At 68.3% G+C, this 19,965-nt stretch carries 17 protein-coding genes; 6 read left to right on the top strand and 11 right to left on the bottom strand.

What is annotated here, in order from left to right:
* Positions 1-14 precede the first annotated feature (14 nt).
* Positions 15-194: a hypothetical protein gene (locus HDC34_RS05410; RefSeq protein ID WP_104251852.1), complete on the bottom strand. Its 180-nt coding sequence runs from the start codon at positions 192-194 to the stop codon at positions 15-17.
* Between the two features lie 89 nt (positions 195-283).
* Between HDC34_RS05410 and HDC34_RS05405 the strand changes: the two genes are divergently transcribed.
* From HDC34_RS05405 to HDC34_RS05385, 5 genes are all read left to right on the top strand, one after another.
* Positions 284-1,063, top strand: a complete 780-nt coding sequence (locus HDC34_RS05405; RefSeq protein WP_179556165.1) for an HAD-IIA family hydrolase — start codon at positions 284-286, stop codon at positions 1,061-1,063.
* 69 nt (positions 1,064-1,132) lie between these two features.
* Positions 1,133-2,908: a BCCT family transporter gene (locus HDC34_RS05400; RefSeq protein ID WP_179556164.1), complete on the top strand. Its 1,776-nt coding sequence runs from the start codon at positions 1,133-1,135 to the stop codon at positions 2,906-2,908.
* A 301-nt stretch (positions 2,909-3,209) separates the two neighbouring features.
* Positions 3,210-4,811, top strand: a complete 1,602-nt coding sequence (locus tag HDC34_RS05395; RefSeq protein WP_179556163.1) for a hypothetical protein — start codon at positions 3,210-3,212, stop codon at positions 4,809-4,811.
* Positions 4,812-4,963: 152 nt separating this feature from the next.
* Entirely contained in the window at positions 4,964-5,713 is a 750-nt protein-coding gene (locus HDC34_RS18025) for a helix-turn-helix domain-containing protein (protein ID WP_218854900.1), read from the top strand.
* A 73-nt stretch (positions 5,714-5,786) separates the two neighbouring features.
* Positions 5,787-6,869: a hypothetical protein gene (locus tag HDC34_RS05385; protein WP_179556162.1), complete on the top strand. Its 1,083-nt coding sequence runs from the start codon at positions 5,787-5,789 to the stop codon at positions 6,867-6,869.
* A 116-nt stretch (positions 6,870-6,985) separates the two neighbouring features.
* Here the strand turns inward: HDC34_RS05385 and HDC34_RS05380 are convergent, their stop codons facing one another.
* On the bottom strand, positions 6,986-7,954 hold the full coding sequence (locus HDC34_RS05380) for a hypothetical protein (protein ID WP_179556161.1): 969 nt from the start codon (positions 7,952-7,954) through the stop codon (positions 6,986-6,988).
* A gap of 292 nt (positions 7,955-8,246) precedes the next feature.
* Between HDC34_RS05380 and HDC34_RS05375 the strand changes: the two genes are divergently transcribed.
* Entirely contained in the window at positions 8,247-9,845 is a 1,599-nt protein-coding gene (locus HDC34_RS05375; RefSeq protein ID WP_179556160.1) for a hypothetical protein, read from the top strand.
* Between the two features lie 150 nt (positions 9,846-9,995).
* Here HDC34_RS05375 and HDC34_RS05370 read toward each other — a convergent pair whose 3' ends face one another.
* From HDC34_RS05370 to HDC34_RS05330, 9 genes are all read right to left on the bottom strand, one after another.
* Positions 9,996-10,562: an endonuclease domain-containing protein gene (locus HDC34_RS05370; protein ID WP_179556159.1), complete on the bottom strand. Its 567-nt coding sequence runs from the start codon at positions 10,560-10,562 to the stop codon at positions 9,996-9,998.
* A 716-nt stretch (positions 10,563-11,278) separates the two neighbouring features.
* Positions 11,279-12,778, bottom strand: coding sequence for a lysine--tRNA ligase (gene lysS, locus HDC34_RS05365; protein ID WP_179556158.1), 1,500 nt, complete (start codon positions 12,776-12,778; stop codon positions 11,279-11,281).
* Positions 12,779-12,908: 130 nt separating this feature from the next.
* The gene (locus HDC34_RS05360) at positions 12,909-13,604 is read right to left on the bottom strand and encodes a low molecular weight phosphatase family protein (RefSeq protein WP_179556157.1); all 696 of its coding nucleotides are present in this window, start codon (positions 13,602-13,604) and stop codon (positions 12,909-12,911) included.
* A 92-nt stretch (positions 13,605-13,696) separates the two neighbouring features.
* On the bottom strand, positions 13,697-14,551 hold the full coding sequence (panC, locus tag HDC34_RS05355) for a pantoate--beta-alanine ligase (RefSeq protein WP_179556156.1): 855 nt from the start codon (positions 14,549-14,551) through the stop codon (positions 13,697-13,699).
* Between the two features lie 28 nt (positions 14,552-14,579).
* A complete protein-coding gene (locus HDC34_RS18165) occupies positions 14,580-15,317 on the bottom strand; it encodes a Rossmann-like and DUF2520 domain-containing protein (RefSeq protein WP_104311006.1) in 738 nt (245 codons plus the stop codon).
* The gene (locus HDC34_RS05345; RefSeq protein ID WP_179556155.1) at positions 15,314-17,884 is read right to left on the bottom strand and encodes a PH domain-containing protein; all 2,571 of its coding nucleotides are present in this window, start codon (positions 17,882-17,884) and stop codon (positions 15,314-15,316) included. Before HDC34_RS05345 ends, HDC34_RS18165 begins: the two co-directional genes overlap by 4 nt.
* A complete protein-coding gene (locus HDC34_RS05340; RefSeq protein WP_104311004.1) occupies positions 17,884-18,369 on the bottom strand; it encodes a PH domain-containing protein in 486 nt (161 codons plus the stop codon). Before HDC34_RS05340 ends, HDC34_RS05345 begins: the two co-directional genes overlap by 1 nt.
* A gap of 100 nt (positions 18,370-18,469) precedes the next feature.
* Positions 18,470-19,048: a YdcF family protein gene (locus tag HDC34_RS05335; protein WP_179556154.1), complete on the bottom strand. Its 579-nt coding sequence runs from the start codon at positions 19,046-19,048 to the stop codon at positions 18,470-18,472.
* Positions 19,049-19,193: 145 nt separating this feature from the next.
* Complete coding sequence (locus tag HDC34_RS05330) at positions 19,194-19,853, bottom strand: hypothetical protein (protein WP_179556153.1); 660 nt, start codon at positions 19,851-19,853, stop codon at positions 19,194-19,196.
* Positions 19,854-19,965: the final 112 nt, after the last annotated feature.

The raw sequence follows: 19,965 nt of genomic DNA, 5'->3' as shown, positions 1-19,965 counted from the left end.
AGGAAGAAGGGGTGCTAGCTGTTCGCGTCGAGCTGCGGAAGGCCGAGGCGGGCGCGTTCTTCGCGCTCGATCTTGTCGGCCATGGCACGCTCGCGGCGATCGCCGGAGAGGATCGACGTCAGGATCCAGAAGAACGCGGCCCCGATGATCACCGTCGGGATGATCGACCAGAGTGCGTTGAGGAAGAAGTCCATGATGGAGAGAGTCTACGCGATCCCCTCTCCGCCCCGGCGAGTCTGGGATCGACCGCCCTTCTGTCGGTGGGTCCACCTAGGCTGAGGGCATGGTCGATCGCTCGAACGTCGAATGCTGGCTCACTGACATGGATGGCGTGCTCGTGCACGAGCAGGCGGCGCTGCCCGGCGCCGTGGAGCTGCTCGCGCAGTGGCAGCGCGACGACACCCCGTACCTGGTGCTCACGAACAACTCCATCTTCACGGCGCGAGACCTCGCAGCCCGACTGCGCGCTGGTGGCATCAACGTGCCGGAGGATCGACTCTGGACCTCGGCGCTCGCGACGGCGGACTTCCTGAAGCAGCAGCTGCCCGGTGGCTCGGCGTTCGTGATCGGCGAGGCAGGCCTCCTCACCGCCCTGCACGAGGCCGGCTACATCATGACCGAGACCGACCCGGACTTCGTGGTCGTCGGCGAGACGCGCAACTACTCGTTCGATGCCATCACGAAGGCGATCCGCCTCATCGGCAACGGCGCGCGCTTCATCGTCACGAACCCGGACGCGACCGGTCCGAGCGCGGACGGCCCGTTGCCAGCGACGGGTGCGATCGCGGCGCTCATCACGAAGGCCACGGGCCGCGAGCCCTACGTGGTCGGCAAGCCGAACCCGATGATGTTCCGCTCGGCGCTCAACAAGATCGGTGCCCACTCGCACAACACGGCCATGATCGGCGACCGGATGGACACCGACATCGTCGCGGGCATGGAGGCCGGCCTGCACACCGTGCTCGTGCTGACGGGCATCAGCGATCAGCGCGAGATCGAGCGGTACCCGTTCCGCCCGGACGAGATCATCTCGGGCGTTCACGAGCTGGTTCGCAGCGACTGAGCCACACCCAGCCGTCGGGGTTACCTAGGCCAACTAGCGATTTCTCGCAGCTCGCGTACCATTGACGCAGTGACTTCCAGCTCCCCCAGCTCAGCAGCCGCTCCCGACACGCCGGAGAAGAAGGCGCCGCCCACGATCAAACGATGGGTCTTCTGGCCCGCAGCGATCATCGTCCTGGGCTTCGCCGGGTTCGCGATCCTCGCTCCGACAGCCGCGGACACGGCCTTCGGTGCGGTGCAGTCGTCGATCGTGCGCAACTTCAACTGGTACTACGTGCTCATCGCGGCCTTCTTCGTGATCTTCAGCCTGTGGATGGGCTTCGGCAAGTACGGCGACATCAAGCTCGGCAAGGACGACGACAAGCCTGAGTTCTCGAACCTCAGCTGGCTCTCCCTGCTGTTCGCCGCCGGCATGGGCATCGGACTCGTCTTCTACGGCGTGAGCGAACCGCTCAGCCACTTCATCGATCCGAAGCCTGGGGTCACGGGCACCGACAGCCAGCTCGCGCAGCAGGCCCTCTCCCAGACCTACCTGCACTGGGGCGTGCACGCGTGGTCGATCTACATCGTGCTCGGGTTGGCGCTCGCCTACGCGATCCACCGCCGGGGCCGCCCGGTGAGCGTCCGCTGGGCCCTCGAGCCGCTCCTCGGCCGCCGCGTCCGCGGCGGTTGGGGCAACCTCATCGACGTCATCGCGCTCGTCGGCACGATCTTCGGCGTCGCGACGTCGCTCGGGCTCGGTGTCCTGCAGATCGGCTCGGGACTCGAAGCGGCAGGGATCCTCGAGTCCTCCACCACCTCATCCATCGCCATCATCGCCGTCATCACCGCATTCGTGCTGTTCTCGGTGATCTCGGGCGTCGGCAAGGGCATGAAGTGGCTCTCGAACACGAACCTCATCCTCGCGGGCGCACTGCTCGTCTTCATTCTCATCGTCGGGCCGACACAGTTCCTGCTGCGCGACTTCGTGCAGTCGCTCGGGAACTACCTGCAGAACTTCGTCAGCCTCACATTCTCGACCAGCGCGTTCTCCGGCGAGGACGGCGTCGACTGGCAGTCGGCGTGGACCACCTTCTACTGGGGCTGGTGGATGTCGTGGGCGCCCTTCGTCGGCGTCTTCATCGCCCGCATCTCGCGTGGCCGCACGGTTCGCCAGTTCGTGACCGGCGTCATGCTCGTGCCCACACTCGTGACGTTCCTCTGGTTCTCGGTGCTCGGCGGCACGGCGCTGTACATGCAGCTGAACGGCATCACCGACTTCGTGCAGTCTGACGGTTCCGTGGACGTCGAGAGCGCCCTCTTCCAGATGCTCGCCGAGCTTCCTGGCGGCGCGATCCTCACGATCGGCGCGATCATCCTCATCGCCATCTTCTTCATCACGTCCGCCGACTCCGGCGCCCTTGTCATGGGCATGCTGGCGACCGGTGGACAGGCCGAACCCAAGAACTGGGTGCGCGCCTTCTTCGCTGTCATCACCTCGGTGCTGGCCACCGCGCTGCTCCTCGCGGGCGGACTCAACGCGCTGCAGACGGCGGCGATCAGCATCGCGCTGCCGTTCTCGATCATCCTGCTGCTCACGTGCTGGGCGACGGCGGTCGCTTTCGGCAGGGAGAAGCGAGCCTACGAGCGAGCGCAGCGGGCGGCGCTGCTCGATCACATCGGCGACTTCTATGGTCTCGAGGTCGACGAGCCCGTCGAGCGCAAGCCCGCGAGCATGTTCCCGTGGCTGCGGAAGACGAACGTCATGAACGTGCCCGTCGCCGGGCCGCAGACGAACCAGATGCCGGTCGTCGGCTCGTCCACGTCGGACGCAGACACGAACGCGAGCACGCAGACCGAGCGCTGATCTCGGCCGAATCAGGACCGAAGGCGGGGCGGATGCGGATGCATCCGCCCCGCCTTCGTCGTTGGCCCCCTTCCCGCATAGGCCACTGATTTAGTCCTCCAAGAAATTGTGAACGTCGTTCACTTCTGGCAATCTGGAGCCGTACCCAACCAAGTGGTAGGTGCCCTCTCGCACGGCACCCACATCCGCACGGCCATCACGTCCGTCCTCGCCTCCAGAAGTCATCTGCCTGGGCATCAAGGCGCACGGACGCCGCCGTCGCGCGCATCAACCTTGGACACGATCCAGCCCAGGAGCCCCAGTGACCCACGCAGTATCCGACCCTAGAAGCCGCCTCTCGCGCCGGACGGTCATCGCGACCGCAGCCTGGACCACACCCGTGCTCGCCGCGGTCGCCAGCGCACCGCTCGCCGCAGCCTCCATCGAACCGCTCATCGTCGGACTCACCGGGTTCGGCGCCACCCGATGCGGCACCGTCGACGCCGGGCAGGTCCGCTTCGAGGCCACCGTTGGGGACAAGCCGGCCCCGGCCACGGGGACCGTCGCCATCCAGCTCCCCACGGGGCTGGAGTTCACGACCGGAGGACGCACCGCGACCGTCGCGATCGGCGCCAGCGGAGTCGCCCAGGTCCCCGCCTTCCGAGCCACCGGCACCGCGGGCGCCTACACGATCACGGCCACCTACCAGGGCGTCGTCGCCTACGCCTACGGGTCGATCACCGCGTCCCCCGGCCAGGTCGTGCAGATCACGCGCGACGTGGGCACCTCCAGCAGCAATGCACCCCAGATCAACTGGTCGACTGTTCCCGGTCTCACGACCGCCACGGTCGGCTCGATCTCCGGCGACCAGGCCGGCAGCAGCGCAGGGTCGAACGCCGCAGTGCTGGTCGCTGGCGGCCTCGTCCGCTACTGGGGCCGCAACGTCGGCTCACCGCAGACCGCACCGGGCACGCTGCAGTACGGCGGCGCGAACGTGGCGAACATGACGTTCGTCGACGCGTGGACCTCGCTGCAGGACGGCAACAACTCCACAGGCGGCGTCGCGACCGGTGCCACCGGGGCTGAGGTCTACCAGTGGTACCGCACCGGAACCGGCACAGGCGCCCCCGTCGTCGCCAAGGTCGCCGGCATCATCGGCACCGTCATCGCCGCCGAGTCGAATGACGGCTTCAGCTACGTGCTCACCTCGGCCGGCCTGCACTACTGGAGCAACGCGACAAGCGGCACGACCGCCAACGCCACCCTCATCTCGGGCACCGCGGGCGCAACGGCGATCAGCACGTTCGGGGTGCGCGAGAGCAGCTTCGTGCACGGCGGCGCGGTCCTCTTCGCGAACGGCACGATCCGACAGTGGACCAACGGACACACCCTCACGACCGTGGCCGGCGCGCCCACCGGCATCGCCCAGGTCGAGGCGAACTCGGGCGCCATCATCGTGCGCACAGCGAACGGTGACCTCTGGACAAGCGGGGCCGCGTTCGGCTTCTCGTCGGGCGGCACCGCGTGGACACGACGCGCACGAAACGTCGCGGCCTTCGCCTCGTGGGCCATCCGCAACTACGTCGGCGGCCTCTACATCACGTCGACCGGAACGATGATGCAGTTCCACGCGTCCACGCAGATCCCCGGAGTCAGCGTCAACTACGCGTTCAAGGCGGAGGCGAAGACCGGCGACGCAGCGGGCAAGGCCATCACGAAGGTCTTCGCGTCCGACGGCACCTACCTCGCGCTCGCCTCCGACGGCAGCGTCTACGCGTGGGGCGGCAACCTCGACAACGGCACACGCGGCAACCCGAAGCTGGTCCCGAGCGACAACGTCATCGACCTCAACGTGTGGGGCTACCACCCCACCGCCGGCAGCTACTACGGCGGCGGCTACGTCATCGAAGGCACGGTCTGCTGACCGGCTGAACCAGTCGAGGGCTTGTCCGCCCGCGGTTCACTGGTTACCGTCGGACCACCCCACCCCGTTCAGCTCGTCCTCGGAGCATCCCAATCTCAGATTCGAACTGGTCCCCCACTGAGGGCACCTACCCCAACGTCTTCGCAGATAGCGTGCGGCACGACACCTGGTCGGCCGCGCGCGTCTGGTCGTCGCCCGGTACCTTACACGCGCCGGCAGATGCGCCGGGCACGCACTGCGTCCTCGTATCCGTCGAGGGCACGGTGACGTTCGACGCCGGGAACGGCCCGTTCATCCTGGACGAGCATCAGTTCGCGGTCCTCGAGTCCAGTTCGCCAGTCACCGCGTCGTCGACCGGACCCTCGGCCCGCGTCGAGGGGCGCCTCCTCTCGAGGCGGCTGGGCGCTGAGGAGTTCCGCTTCGCGCGCGAGCGGCCGTTCGACGTGCCCGAGCCCTTCTGGCAGCTGGCGGTCGCGACGCTGAACACGCTCATCGCCGCGCCGCCCGACACGGTCGGCGGTGGCTCGGCGAGGATCCGGAACGTGCTTGAGGAGCTGATTCTGACGCTCCTCGCCGAGGTCCACGCGAATGAGCTCACCGCCGCGAGCTCACAGGCCGCGCAGCTGCAGCGAGAAGCGACGCGGCTCATCGGGCTCCACTCTGGCGACCCAGTCTTCTCCGTGCAGCTGCTGGCCAGCCAGCTCGCCGTCTCGCAGACGCATCTCCACCGCATCTTCGCGGAGCTTGGGACCACGCCGCGAAAAGCTATCGAACGCGCACGGGTTCGCGCCGCGCGCGAGGCGCTCGAGCAAGCTGGAGCAGCGCCAGCTGCCGTCATCGCGGACCGGAGCGGATTCACGTCCGTCCGCCAGATGCGTGCCGCCCTGCAGCGGTGGCTGTGACGCCGACGTCGGGACCAACCGTGGGCTGTCAAGTCCCAGCGCGGGATGAGCGCGAACCATCATGCTGAGAGGGATGCACAGAATCGTCCGCGCCCTCCTCCCCGCCGTCACCCCATCTCGGCTCCTGCACGTCGCAAAGACGGCAGCCGCTGCGACGCTCGCCTGGTACGCCGGTCACCTCGTCCCTGGAGAGGCCAATGCGTACGCCTACTACGCACCGCTCGGCGCGCTCGTCGCAAGCGTGCCCACCGTCGCCGGATCAGTGCGGTCGAGCGTGCAGGTCGTGGTGGGGGTGCTCCTTGGTGTCCTCGCATCCGGTGCGCTCGTCACCCTGGGCACTCCCGTGGCGCTCGCCGTTCCCGTCGCCGTCGGCGTCGGAACGCTGCTGGCCGGCATCCCCGCCTTCGGGGCGGGACGCGACTACATCCCGATCGCGGCTCTGTTCGTGTTCGTCGTCGGCGGCGCGAACCCGGACGGATTCTCCATCGGCTATGTCGTGCAGATGGCCGTAGGAGCCGCCATCGGCGTCGGCCTGAACCTGCTGATACCGCCGACGACCGGGACGAAGCAGGCGCTCACGGCCCTCGGCACGGTCAAGACCGCGGCTGCTGACGCCATCAAACGTGCCACCGAGCTCCCCGGTGAGGAGCTTCCCCAGGACGCACTCGATGACTGGCGCGCCTCACTCCGTCGCCTCGACACCCAGCTCACCGACGCCAAGTCCCTCGTGGGCGAAGTGCAGGACAACCTGCGAGGCAACGCGCGGCGCCTCCGGTCGAAGTTCGACAGCAACTCGGCCCAAGGCCAGCTCGACAGCCTCAGCCGCATCGTCCGACACATTGCCGAACTCCAGGAGCCGTTCCTCGAGAAGTCCTGGAGCGAGGCTGAAGCGGAGTCGAGTCGAGCACTCGCCGCGGCGGGCGAGCAGATCGCGCAGCTCATCCGCGCGTGGGAGGACCCCGACGACGACCTCTCTCCGCGACTCAGCGCCGCATCCACCGCCCTCGAAGACCTGCAGCAGCTCGAGTTCGAGCACCACACCGGGTGGGACCCGCCCGCGCAACGCCGATCAGTCACGATCTACGCGTTGCGAAAGATCGTCGCCGAAGTCGAGTACCGCGTCGACGGGGAGGAGCACGCGAGTTCTGAGAGCTGACGCGAGCTGCAGTCCTGGCCCGCGAACCGGAGATCTCGTAAGCGGGGCAGGATGTGGCACAGCGCGGCGCCCGAGATCATTGGACCCCGAGCGCCGCGCCGTTGCACCGCCGCCGCCTACGGGCTGGGCGGGGTGACCGTGTTGGTGTTGATGATCTCGGCCACTGCTCGTGTCAGCGTAACCGGGGTCCCGTTCACTGTCGCGTAGCGCGTGGTTCGGGAGAACTGATTGGCGACATACGTGATACCCAGCTGACGGAAGTAGAAGCCGATCGGGATGTTCGTCGTCGCGCCGGTCGCGACGACGGTTCCGGTGTAGGTGAACCGATACACGCGGAACGTGCGAGAGACTCCACCCGCGACAGCCTGGAAGGTAGCACCCGTCGCGACCGGCGTGGTCCAGCTCGGATTGCTTCCGGCCACCGGAGTGAAGGCGGTGGTCGGCCAACCGGTCGTGATCCCGGTCTCGACGACGATGTTGCTGACGACATCACCGGCGACGGTGCCGAGGATGCGGTGGAACTTGTCGCCATTCGCCGTGTCGTACTGGGATCGGCCGACCAGACCGTTCACCGTGTTCGGGTAGAACCCGAGGCCGAAGTTGGATTCGTACGTGAGCGTGCGGCGGCCGAGTGGCAGGTTCGTGACCGGGCAGGCCTGGGTCTGTGCAAGCCCCTGTACGGCCAGATTGCCCGTTCCTGTTCCCGCTGTGGCTACGATCTGCACCGTCGCAGATCCGCCGACCAGGACGATATCCCGTGTCGTGCCGCCGCCTTCGAAGCTGAAGCCGGTTCCCGTGAGCGTGACCCTGATGGTCGACGTGGCGGAACCGCCGGTCTTCGTGATCGTCAGCGGCGACGTGTACGCGGTGTTCGCGACGAACCTGGGGACACCGCCGACGAGCGTCGTCGGGGAGAACGAGAAGGTGCCGACGCAGCCGGGGCTCGCAGCGTATGCCGGAGCGGCCATTGCGGTTGCCATGACGGGGACCGACCAGACCGCTCCCGTGAGCACGCGCCGCCGGTTGAGGGCGTCTCCGGTCGAGCTCGACTGTGTACCTTCAGGTCCCTCGGCGTTCGCAGCCATATGTTCTCCTTGCATCAGGGAATCGCGGCTGACTTCCGCCGCGCTCACAGGAGAGCATGTCGACGGCCCGTTGGTGTCGGGCGGGCACTATCTGGAGAGGTTCACGTCGCCGAAATGTTGGTTTTGTGCGGATTTTCGCCTTCCGGGAAGTGACAAACCATTCGGATCGAAACCCGCCGACCGAAGAGTCGGTCTTGTGACTATGATTGAGCCGTTTGTGCCTTTTGAGTGCCCCAGCGGCTCGCCTTGAGGCTCCCCCGCCGCATCCCCCGATCTGGAGCAGAACTCGCGCATGACCTCCGCCACGCCTCAAGACCGCCGCATCAATCGACGCACCATCATCCGGGGCGCGGCGTGGTCAGCGCCCGTCATCGCAGTCGCTGCGGCCGCGCCGAGCGCAGCGGCATCTCCACGAGAGTTCCGCATCGCACCCCTCAGTGACTTCGCCGCCACCCGCTGCGTGGCGACGTCTGCGGGCACCGCACGCTTCCGCGTGACGCTTCGGGGCGCCGCTGCCCCCGTCGGAACGCCGGTCGCTCTCCAGCTGCCCGCCGGACTCACCTTCACCGCCGGTGGCACCACCGCCAACGTCACAACCGTCGCCGACGGCGTCGTCAACGTCCCCGCCTTCACCGTCACGGGCCCAGCCGGCTCCTACGCGATCACCGGAACCGTGAACGCCCAAGTGTCTCCGGCGCAGGTCTTCGGCGACGTCAACCCCTCGCCGGGCACCGTCACCGAACTGCGCCGCAGCGTCGGACCCGCGACCACCGCCCCCACGTTCTCGACCGTCGCGATGACGGGGATCACGACCGCCACCCTTGGTGCCATCTCCGGCGACCAGGCTGCGACCGGCACGGTATCCACCGGTTCGAATGCAGCCGTCATCGTGAGCCCAGGCGGGTCCGTGCAGATCTGGGGGAACAACTCGGGCACACAGGCCCCCGCCCACTCGATCCTCGCCGTGGGCGGCACGAACGTGAGTGGCGTCAGGTTCGTCGACAGCTGGACCTCCGTGCAGACCGCCAACGCAGGTGCCGGTGGCGTCGCCGCCGGCGCAACGGGAGCTGCCGTCTACCAGTGGTACCGGAACGGGACCGGTGCCGGCCCCCTCACCACGACGCCAGTCACAGGCATCTCCGGGAACGTCATCGACGCGCAGTCCAACGATGGATACTCGTACGTCCTCACATCGACCGGCCTCTACTGGTGGGCGAACACGGGCGCGACGGCGGCCGCGACGCTCATCGCCGGCACCGCAGGCGCCACACAGTTCAGTAGCTACGCGGTCCGCGAGACCGCGTACACCTTCGGCGGAGCGGTCCTCATGGCCAACGGCTCCGTGCAGACGTGGAGCACCGCGGCACACACGCTGACCCCGCGCGCTGGCTTCCCCGCATCCATCCGCTCCATCGAAGCCGGCCCCTCGGCAGTGTTCGCACTCACCAACGACGGCGGCCTGTACAGCTCCGGAGGCGCATTCAGCAGCTCCACCGGTGGCGCCAACTGGACGCAGCGCGCGACGGGCGTCTCCGCGTTCAGCACCTGGTCCGTCAGCAACTACTCGGGCGGCTCGTACATCAACGCGACGGGCGCCGTGACGCAGTTCTTCGCCGCCAGCGCCAGCGGCATCGCCTACACCACGGCCGCCCGCGCCCTCGCGAGCGGAGTGCAGGCCGTCAAGGTGTTCGCATCCGACGGCACCTACCTCGCGCTCGGTTCCGACCGCCGCGTCTACGCGTGGGGCGGCAACCTCGACAGCGGCGGAGCAACACTCCCCGCCGCAGTCACCGGCATCTCCAACGCCATCGACCTCAACGTGTGGGGCTACCACCAGCCCTCCGGGTCCTTCTACGGCGGTGGCTACATCATCACGAGCACCACCTGCTAGCGGGGGCATCTCCGGCGCCCATCCCTCTCGCCCTCGTCCTCGCGAGTCGCGAGTCGCGAGTCGCGCCAGGAGGTCGCCGCGACGGACTGGTGGCGCCCATTCGAGGCAGCTCGAGAGCGCACGCACCGCATGGCACCTGCGCACCGGCTTTCAAGCGCCTCGAGACGCAAGCGCTGCGCGCAGTTCTGCGAGGAACGCCACCGGGTTTCGGATGTCACGCCGGGTCACGAGGATCACGATCCACCCCCTCAATCGCAACTCACGGATGCGCTCCATATCGTCGATGACCTGCTCGGGGCTGAAGTGGTACTCCCCCTGGTACTCGATCGCGATCCTGAGCTCCGGATACGCGAGATCAGTCCGTGCTCGTCTGTCCTCCTCGAGTTGCACCCAGTGTTTCGGGACCGGTTCGGGAAACCCCGCCTCGAGCATGACGAACCTCGTTCGGGACTCGCCAGGCGACTCCGAGCCGGCGCGCGCACGTTCCGCCGATCTCCTGAGCGCCTTCGCCCCGCGCCGCCCCACCCACCGCTCGGCCATGTCCTTCAACTCCGCGCCGGAGGCAAGCGGCCCGCCGAAGCGGCGCCCCGGGTAGCGGTCGAACGAGGTGAGCATGGCATCCGCGACGACGAGGAGCTCCCGCTCGTCGATCAAGGTCGCCGCCTGCGCCCAGCCGATCGGCGGTGAGACGACGTCGAAGCCGTGCGGGCTTCTCACGTCGAAAAGATCGCTCGCGATAACGCTTCCCCTGATGCGCTTGCCGCGCGGGGCCCGCTGGAAGTCCGGCCGACAGACGTGCGTCAGCATCTGGTCCTCGAGGCGACGAGCAAGCGGGAGACCCCAGTATCGGAGTGCAGATATGCCGGCCAAAGCGGAGTCGGGCGGCATGCAGCGGGCATACGCGAGGTCGAGTTCGCGCGCGTCGCGCGGCGCTCGCTGCGCCCGCACACCGTGGTGGACTCGAACCTTTGCAGCGGCGCGGAGCCTTCCTCGACGGATCCCGTGAGCCAGGGCATCGGCCGTCCGAAACGGTACGCCTTCGAATGGCTCTGGCAGGGGTTTGCTCGTCCTCATCTCGGCACGGTATGGCTCCGCCGGAGCTCGTGCGCGCTGGCCTGAGTTCAGCTGTGCACAACGCCCATCCACAGCCGCTGCGGCACCGGAGTGGGCCGGCTCCGCCTCCTCGTTCCCTCGCTGCCGTCGCGGAAAGATCGGAGCATCCGTGCAGCTCTCGACCCACCACGAACGGCCCCAAAGGGGTGTTGCTGGCGCCCCGCAACCACCCTTTCAGGCAACTCGCGAGAGCTAGGTCGCGATGGAGACCTTTTGAGGCAACTCGCGAGAGGAGCTCGCGAGATGAGCTCGAGAGGGAAGCGCAGGACGCAGCAAGCCGCCGCCCGAGCGGGCGGCGGCTTCCGGCAGGTGACGGCGCGCTATTTCACGAGCGGGAACAGCACCGTCTCGCGGATGCCGAGGCCCGTGATCGCCATGAGGAGGCGGTCGATGCCCATGCCCATGCCGCCGGACGGGGGCATGGCGTGCTCGAGGGCCGTGAGGAACTCCTCGTCGACGCGCATCGCCTCCACGTCGCCCTTCGCGCCGAGGGCGGCCTGCTCGACGAAGCGGGCGCGCTGCTCGACAGGGTCGATGAGCTCGGAATAGCCCGTGGCCAGCTCGAAACCGCGCACGTACAGGTCCCACTTCTCGACCACGCCGGGGATGGAGCGGTGGGATGCGGTGAGCGGCGACGTCTCGACAGGGAAGTCCATGACGAAGGTCGGGCGCGTGAGGTGGTCCTTCACGAAGTGCTCCCACAGCTCTTCGACGAGCTTGCCGTGCGTGGGATGGCTGACCTCGACTTCCACCTTCTCGGCGAGGGCGAGGAGCTCCGAGAGCGACGTGGATGGCGTGATCTCGACGCCGGCGGCTTCGGAGAGCGACGGGTACATGGACACGCGGTCCCAGTCTCCGCCCAGGTCGAACTCGGTGCCGTCCGTCCACGTGACGACGTGCGAACCGGAGACGGCGAGGGCGGCGTTCTGCACGAGCTCCTGCGTGAGGTCGGCGATAGAGTTGTAGTCGCCGTACGCCTGGTAGGCCTCGAGCATCGCGAACTCGGGGCTGTGCGTCGAGTCGGCACCCTCGTTGCGGAAGTTGCGGTTGATCTCGAAGACACGGTCGAGGCCGCCGACGACGGCGCGCTTCAGGTACAGCTCGGGCGCGATGCGGAGGAACAGCTCCGTGTCGAAGGCGTTCGAGTGCGTCACGAACGGGCGGGCCGCGGCACCACCGTGCATGGTCTGCAGCATGGGCGTCTCGACCTCGAGGAACTCGTGGTTCGCGAACGTCTGGCGCAGCGACGCGTTGGTCTTCGCGCGCGCGACGACAACATCCCGGGCAACTGGGCGCTGGATGAGGTCGAGGTAGCGCTGGCGAACGCGCGTCTCCTCGCTGAGCTCACTGTGCAGGTTGGGGAGCGGGCGGACGGCCTTCGACGCCATCTTCCATTCGTCGGCCATGATGCTCAGCTCGCCGCGTCGCGAGGAGATGATCTCACCGGCCGCGAAGATGTGGTCGCCGAGGTCGACGTACTCCTTCCACAGGTCCAGCTGCTCCTCGCCGACGACCGCGAGCGACAGCATGATCTGGATGCGCGAGCCGTCGCCCGACTGGATGCTCGCGAAGCACAGCTTGCCCGTGTTGCGGAGGTGCACGATGCGTCCCGCGACTGCGGCTCGCTGGCCCGTCGAGGCGCCGTCTTCGAGCTCGGCGTGAGCGGCACGCACCTCGGCGATGGTGTGCGTGATGGGGAGCGTCAGCGGGTAGGGGGCGATGCCTGATTCGAGCATCCGCGCGCGCTTGTCGAGACGCACCTGCTTCTGCTCGGAGGCTTCCGCCTCGGAGAGTGCGTCTTGGGTGGGCGCGTCGGCCATTCGGGCTCCTTGCGGTTCGTGCGTCTGGGTGTGGATGCGTGTCCCGGGCGCGACGAACGGCGCTCGGAAACGCACTCCCCCAGTTTGGTGCACTTCGAGCCGTCGCGCGAACCGGCGAGCCTCGGTGTGGTTACGAGGCGCGTGCCCTGGCCCAGTCGACGACGCCTTCGAGGTAGGCGACGATGGTCTCGGCGGCGGGGACGAGCTCGCGTCCGGAGCGCTGGTAGGTCTCGTCGGAGCGGCGGAACGGGTCGACGACGTCGTAGTCGCTGGCGTTCTCGAGCGGGGCGATGACGCCGCGCAGCGGTGCGGCCGCGCCGACTGCGGCGGCGAGGGCTGCGGCGACGATGTCCTGGTCGGAAGCGCCGGCGGCGGCCCCGTCGCTGGCGTTGTCGAGCGCTTCGCGGCGCGAGCGGCGTGAGCCTGAACTGGCGCCTGGCGCCTCGTAGGTCTCCTCAAGGTCCTCGGCGGTGACCTGGCTGGCGATGTGGGCGAACTCGCGCAGGGTGAAGGTGCGTCGTACGACGGAGGGGGCGAGCTCGACGATGCGCTGCCGGTGGTCGCGGGAGAGCGCGAGGACGAGGCCTGCGCCGCGGGCGATGTCTTCCGTGAGCTGCCTCGAGATGTGCGCTTCCGCATCCGTCACCCCGTACTGGGCCGCGAGGGCGAGGGCCTGCTGCGGCATGCCGCTGCCGACGAGGGCCCCGGTGCCGGCGCTTTCGACGGTGACGCCCGGGAGGTCCTTGAGGCCGTCGCGAAGCAGCTGCTCTGCGAGCGGTGAACGGCAGATGTTGCCGGTGCAGACCGTCAGGATGCGAAAGCTCATGTGTGTGTTCCCCTTGGGTCGGCGGATCTCTAGCCTAGCGACGCGCTGGATGGGCGTCGGACGTGCGGATGTGATGCGCGGGTCGTGCCTGTCTAGCGGTACTCGCCAACGTACGCGCTCATGTTGTCGATGAGGCGGGTCGTGCCGACTCTGGCCGCGACGAGCACGAGTGCTTTGCCCGTGTAGGCCTCGTTGACAAGCGCGAAGGTATCCGGGTCGACGATGGACACGTAGTCCATCTTGACGAGCTTCTCGTCCATGAGGGCGCCTTGGGCTTGGGAGATCATCTCCCGGATCCCTCGGTCGCCGTTGGATGCGGCGGCGGTGAGGGCTCGGACGAGGCTGAGGGCGGCGGCACGTTCTTCGGTGGAGAGGTAGCGGTTGCGGCTGGACAGGGCGAGGCCGTCGTCTTCGCGGATGATGGGCGCGCCGACGACATCGATGTCGAGGTTGAGGTCGCGCACGAGGCGGCGCACGAGGAACAGCTGCTGCGCGTCTTTCTCTCCGAAGACGGCGACGTTCGGGCGGACGATGTTGAAGAGCTTCGTGACGACGGTGAGGACGCCGTCGAAGTGCGCGAGGCGGTGCGCTGCTTCGAGGAGGCCGGCCGCGTATCCGCCGACGACGCGCGTCTGCTTGACACCTTCTGGGTACATGTCGTCGACGGCCGGCGCGAAGACGTAGTCGACGCCGGCTTCGTCGAGCTTGGCGACGTCGTCGTCGAAGGTGCGCGGGTAGCGTTCGAAGTCTTCGCCCGGGGCGAACTGCATGGGGTTCACGAAGACGGAGACGACGGTCTTGGTGGCGCTGCGCTTGGCGATGTCGACGAGCGAGAGGTGCCCGTCGTGGAGGGCACCCATCGTGGGGACGAGTGCGATGGTGTCGCTTTTCGCGATCTCCCGGAGCACCTGCTTGGCTTCGGCGATCGTGGTCAGAACGTGTGGCAAGTGCCCTCCTTGGAACCGGCGGTTGCCGCTACGAGCGCGGGTCCGCCTCAGGAAGCGTACCGTCGAGCGGGTCGAGGGGAAGCGGATTGGCGTCGGTGAGGGCGTTGTCTGCGGCTGAGCGGACAAGGCTGGAGAGCATGAAGCCCGGGTTCTCGACGCCGATTCCGGTGAGCAGCTCGGTGGCCTGCTTCACGATGGAGCGGGTGAACTCTGTGGCGGTGTGGAGCGCTTCCGCGTAGGTGGGGCGGTCTTGTTCTTGGATGATGACCGGTTCGGCGCCGAGTTCGACGACGAGGGCCTGCGCGATGGGGAGCACTGGGCGGGGGGCGGTGACGGCGCACCAGGCTTCCTTGAGGCGGTGCAGGTCGAGGCTCGTGCCGGTGATCTCGATTGCGGGGTGCACGGCGAGGGGAATGACGCCTCGGTCGAGGGCGGTGCCGAGAACGGCGGTGCCGCGGCCGGCGACGGTGTGCAGGACGAGTTGCCCTGCCACCCAGGCGCGTGCTTCGGACAGCTCGAGGACGCGCGTTTCGAGGTCGGCCTCTTCGTAGGCGAGGATGACGAGCTCGCTGCGCTCGATGGCCTGACGCTGCGTGAGCTTGGGGGCACCGGGCAGCATTGCGGATGCGCGTTCGGTGGCCTCCTCGGATTCCGTGGCGACTCCGACGAGCGCGTGTCCTGCGGCGGCGAGTGCGGTCGCGACGATGAGCCCGGTGGGCGAGTCGCCGACGAGACCGATGCCGAGGCGCCCTTCTCGGCCGGTCACGCGCTGTCCTCCGGGGGCTGCCCGCGGTGCGATTCTGGGCTCGGCGGCGGCACGATGCCGTTCTGGCGCTGCTCGCGCAGCTGGCGACGTGTGAGCGGCTGCGGCGCCTCGTCGCCTGCAGGTTCTGACGGCGCGGAGTCCACTGGTTTCGGCGCCTCCTCGACCGGGGGTCCTGACGGCGCGGCGCTAGCTGACTCCGGTGCGGTGGACGGGGCGGGCCCCGGCGGTGGGCTCTGGATGCGCGGTGCGCTCGGGATGCGCGGCGCTGTCCCGGCCGGCGCGGGCCCGATCGTCGCTGGAGTCTGAATCGGTGTCGGCGTTGTGTCGATCGCAGACTCTGGACCGGCCGGCGTCGTGGCGACGGGCTCCCAGGAGACCGGCGCCCAGGCGCCGTTCGTCGGCGCGCCCGGAACGGGACCGATCTGCGAAGGCGCGGGCACGGGCGCGGGCGGCGCGGACGCGGGCGCATCCGTCGACGGGGATGCGGTGGAGCCGAATCGCGCGGGCTGCGCGGCGGCTCCTCCGGGTGCGGAACCCACGGACCCGAACTGGGCGGGGATCCGGGACAGGTCCGGGGCCGGTGCAGCGTTCTGCGCGGCCTGGGGCTGCGCGACGGGTGGCGTCGTCGTCTCCTGCAGGCCGCTCTGGGCGAGCGCGTGCTGGTACTCGCGTTCTGCTTGCAGCACAGCGGTGGTCTGGCTGTCGACGGGGATACCGCGCGCTGCCGCGTCGGCGACGCGCATGCGTGCGGTTGCGATGGCGCTGAGCGTGGCGGCTTCGCGCCACCGGTGGGAGGTGTCGAGGTTCGCGGCGCGGATGGCGACGGCGGACACGTCGTCGAAGAGTCGGACTCCGATGTTGCCGTCGACCATGCCGATGCGCGTTGTCACTCCGAGGCCGAGCACGGTGTGGGCGTGAAGGTTGACGACGTTGGCGAAGTAGCCGATGGGCCCGCGGTCGAGGCCGATGGACTGCATCCGCTCTGCGGGGACGATCGTGAGCTTGCGCGACCAGGCGCCGAAGCGCAGGTAGAGCGCGCGGTTGTCGAGGCGGAACCCGTGCCGCTTCCAGGAGAACGGGCGCATCCATGCGGCTCGTTTCGGCGCGGTGACGAAGTAGTCGTCGTTGCCCTTGCTGTACATGCCCAACTCGATGAGTCGGCGCACTTCGTCGTCGACGAGCATTGGGAGCAGCAGCGCGAGGACACGTTCGGTCTCGGCGCGGGTGCCGACGGGGAGGACGAGGTTGCGGGTGAGCGCCGCCTGGTTCTGGGATCCGTCTGAGGAGACCTGTTCGGTGCCGGCGCGGGTGATGCGCACCATCCACCAGTCGAAGGGTCGCCAGAAGAGGGGCTGCGATACCTGCACGGCGTGGATGCGCCCGGGTGGGACCGTGTCGTTGCTGGTGGTGAGGAGCCCGCGGCCGACGCGGACGCCGTCCGGGGTGGCGGCGATGCTGTAGTTCAGCGACGGCAGGATCTGGCCGACGGTGACGGCGAAGAAGACGGCGCCGAGGGGCAGGATCGAGAAGAGGAGCCACCAGAACCCGAAGGTGAAGGTGACGATGAGGCCGGCGATGAGGGCCACGAGGATGACGATGAGCCACGGGTTGACGAGGTTGGCCACGACGAGCCGCCATGGTGGGAGTCGCACGACGGACTGCGGTGCGGCCTCGCCTGGCGCGAGTTCAGGGCTCGTGAGCTCTTCGACTCGTTGGGCGAAGAATTCGGATGCTCGTGTACGCAGCTGCTCTGCGGTCGGCGGCTTCTGCTGTGGCTGCGACGCTGAGTCGCCCGAAGCGCCAGCGGGACCATATCCGGGCGCCGACGGGCTGCCGTCGGCTGACCCGGGTGCGCCTGGCTGCCCGGCGTGGGCGTACCCCTGCGCTTGGGCTTGGCGCTCGTTGCGCTTCGCTCCGGACGCGCGCTGAAGGATTCCGGCGCGGATGCCGTCGGCGTCGCGTGTGCGCACGTAGACGAGCTGGATGTTGGCATTCTCGCCGGCGACGCCGATCTCGATCTTCGAGGCGCCGACGATGCGAGCGACGAGGGGGCGCTGGATGTTGATGTCCTGCACGCGGTCGAGTCGCGCCTGGCGGCTCTTGCGGAACAGCACGCCGGTCTGCAGTTCGATGGTCGTGTCGCTGACGCGGAACTGCGAGAAGCGCCACGACAGGTAGCTGAAGAACCCGAGGATGAGGATGACGGCCAGGATGCCGAGCGCGACCCACAACAGCCAGCCCTCGTTGCGGAGCACCATGTTGGTCGGGTCGTACTCTGCGCCGCTGTACTCGTCGAGCTGCGGGAAGAGGAAGCTCGTGATCGTCTGCCATGACTGGTTGATGAGGAAGGCACCGATGGCGATGACGAACACGCCGACGCGGAGGAGCGGTGTCAGCGGGTGGAGTCTGTGCCATTCGCCGTCGATGAGGTCGGAGCCCTGCCCGAGCGCCGGTCCGGGCGGCGGACCGGGCGGCGGACCCCCTGCCATGGCACCGTGCGGTGCACTGCCCATGGGCGGGGGTGGCCCGGGCTGCTGCCAGTTGCCTGGTGGGGTGGGCGCGCTCATCAGAGGCCAGCTCGGCGGGTCTCGGCGAGCGCGACGAGGTCGTCTCTGAGCTTCTCCGCGTCCTGCCATCCGAGGCCGGGGATCGTCACGTTCGTGACTGCGGCCGCGGTGACGACTTTGAGCGACGACAGCCCGAAGATACGGGTGAGCGGGCCGCGCTGGATGTCGACGAGCTGCAGGCGACCGTATGGGATGGCGACCATGCGGCTCCAGAAGAGGCCGCGGCGGAACACGAGGTCGTCTTGGCGCAGCTGGTAGCCGATGGCGCGCACGCGGCGCCATTCGAAGGGGATGGAGATGAGGATCACGAGGAGGCCGGCACCGGGGAACACGGCGACCCATTTCGGCACGTCGGGGATGACGAGGATCGCGATGATGCCGGCGAGCGCGATCAGGGCCCAGAAGAAGGCTCCGATGAGCTCTGACCAGATGTACTTGGGCGACACCCGGCGCCACTGCACGGTGGTGTGGTCGAGCGCGGTCATGCTGTCCCCTCGTTGCGACGTGTCGTCATGCATCTACCGTACCGAGTGCCGCCGATATCGCGGGTGGGCGTGCCTGGCCCCGCGAGAACTGCCGCGCGATTCAGCAGGTGGGCGCGACGAGGGCCTTGACGAACGCCGCTGACTGGTAGGCGTACATCCACGCCCAGTTGGAGTCTTCGATGCCCGCCCCGTCATCGATGGCCAGCACTCCCCCGCCGAGGCAGTCGGTGAAGATCATGCGGGCGCGTGAGATGTGGGTGACGTTGGTCACGATCATCACGCTCTCCCATCCCTCGGCCGCTGCGAGCCGCTCGACCATGAGGGCTTCTCCGGCGGTGGTGAAGGGTTCGGGGATGAGGCAGCGGGTGACGAGTCCAGCCTGGTCGGGTGCCGCGTCCGGTGCGCAGGCGTCGATGTTGATGGCTGCGTCGATGCCGTAGTCGTCGACGGCGATGACGATGGTGTCGCTGTAGCCCTCGGCTGCGAGCTGCTGGGCGGCGTGGATGCGCGCGTCGCGTGGCGGGCCGAGCACGACGATCGCGTCGACCTCGCTCGGTTCGTCCGTGGAGGGGAAGACGAAGAGGGGAAGACCGGCGAGTGCGACGGCCACAGCGAGCGCGACGGCCAGTCCGATGGCTGCGAGCGCGCGGTTGTTCCGTGCGCGTCGTCTGGGTTTCACTCGGTTGAGCGTACGCGAGTCGAGCGCGAGTCGCGGGGCCGGAGGAACGGAGAAACGGAGGGAACCCGGCGCTGGGGCACGAAACACCGCAGCCCCCGCCGCAGTCGTGGACTGGGACGGGGGCTGCATCACGCGGCGGCGCCTGCTACTCGGGTGCCGTGACGTGCGTTCCCGTGAAGGTGTAGCTGTCGTTGACCGTCGTGCCGTTCGGGAAGCTCACGGTGAAGTCGTACGTGTGCGTGTAGGGCACGGCGACGGTGGTTCCGTGGGGCGGTGGGTTGACCGCCACCCCGAGCATGCTGGGCCCGATGAGCGAGTTCGCTGGAGTGATCACGTTGGGCGTCGCGTCTCCGAGGGGCTCGCGCATCTCGATGGGTGCTGATGGGAGTGACGTCGGCGTGAATGTGTAGGTGAACGGTCCGCCGGCTGGCTCGCTCTCGGTGAGCGACCAGTCTGAGCTCATCTCCTGCACATCCACGGCGAAGGGGAAGTCGTAGGTCGCGACGAAGTTCGTGACCGTTGCGGTGAGGCCCGGAACGTTGGCGCTGAAGGTCGCCCACGGGATGACGTACGTGTTGACGACCTGCACGAGGAGTCCGAACTCCTGGCTGTTGTCGGAGCCCTGGTAGGAGCCGTAGGCGATGGTGGCCCCGGATCCGGAGTGCGCTTGGTACTGGATCTGCGAGGTCGCGCCTGCTGGCGTGGCAACTGCGAGCGCGATCACCGGCGTGGCCCAGGCCGCTGCCCCGAGGACCTTGCGGCGGTCGACCGTCTTCTGCGTGTTCTGGACATCGTCAAGTGACATTGTGTTTCCCCCTTTGATGCCGACCAGGTTCGGTCGGCGCCGTCGGGGCGCTGAGCTGCGCGCGGAAGACACGTGTCTCCCTCGCGTTGCGGCTGCCCTCACCGGGTCGAGT

Origin of the sequence: Pseudoclavibacter sp. JAI123, assembly GCF_013409665.1 — a bacterium.
In the GTDB taxonomy this organism is placed as follows: domain Bacteria; phylum Actinomycetota; class Actinomycetes; order Actinomycetales; family Microbacteriaceae; genus Pseudoclavibacter.
Note: the sequence above shows the minus strand (reverse complement) of the source record. Positions and strands in the feature narration are given on the sequence as shown.

Bases quoted from the DNA above. Each gene is read 5' to 3' on its own strand.
- HDC34_RS05410 (WP_104251852.1), bottom strand. From the start codon at position 194: ATGGACTTCTTCCTCAACGCACTCTGGTCGATCATCCCGACGGTGATC.
- HDC34_RS05405 (WP_179556165.1), top strand. From the start codon at position 284: ATGGTCGATCGCTCGAACGTCGAATGCTGGCTCACTGACATGGATGGC.
- HDC34_RS05385 (WP_179556162.1), top strand. From the start codon at position 5,787: ATGCACAGAATCGTCCGCGCCCTCCTCCCCGCCGTCACCCCATCTCGG.
- HDC34_RS05380 (WP_179556161.1), bottom strand. From the start codon at position 7,954: ATGGCTGCGAACGCCGAGGGACCTGAAGGTACACAGTCGAGCTCGACC.
- HDC34_RS05375 (WP_179556160.1), top strand. From the start codon at position 8,247: ATGACCTCCGCCACGCCTCAAGACCGCCGCATCAATCGACGCACCATC.
- lysS (WP_179556158.1), bottom strand. From the start codon at position 12,778: ATGGCCGACGCGCCCACCCAAGACGCACTCTCCGAGGCGGAAGCCTCC.
- HDC34_RS05360 (WP_179556157.1), bottom strand. From the start codon at position 13,604: ATGAGCTTTCGCATCCTGACGGTCTGCACCGGCAACATCTGCCGTTCA.
- HDC34_RS05345 (WP_179556155.1), bottom strand. From the start codon at position 17,884: ATGAGCGCGCCCACCCCACCAGGCAACTGGCAGCAGCCCGGGCCACCC.
- HDC34_RS05340 (WP_104311004.1), bottom strand. From the start codon at position 18,369: ATGACCGCGCTCGACCACACCACCGTGCAGTGGCGCCGGGTGTCGCCC.
- HDC34_RS05330 (WP_179556153.1), bottom strand. From the start codon at position 19,853: ATGTCACTTGACGATGTCCAGAACACGCAGAAGACGGTCGACCGCCGC.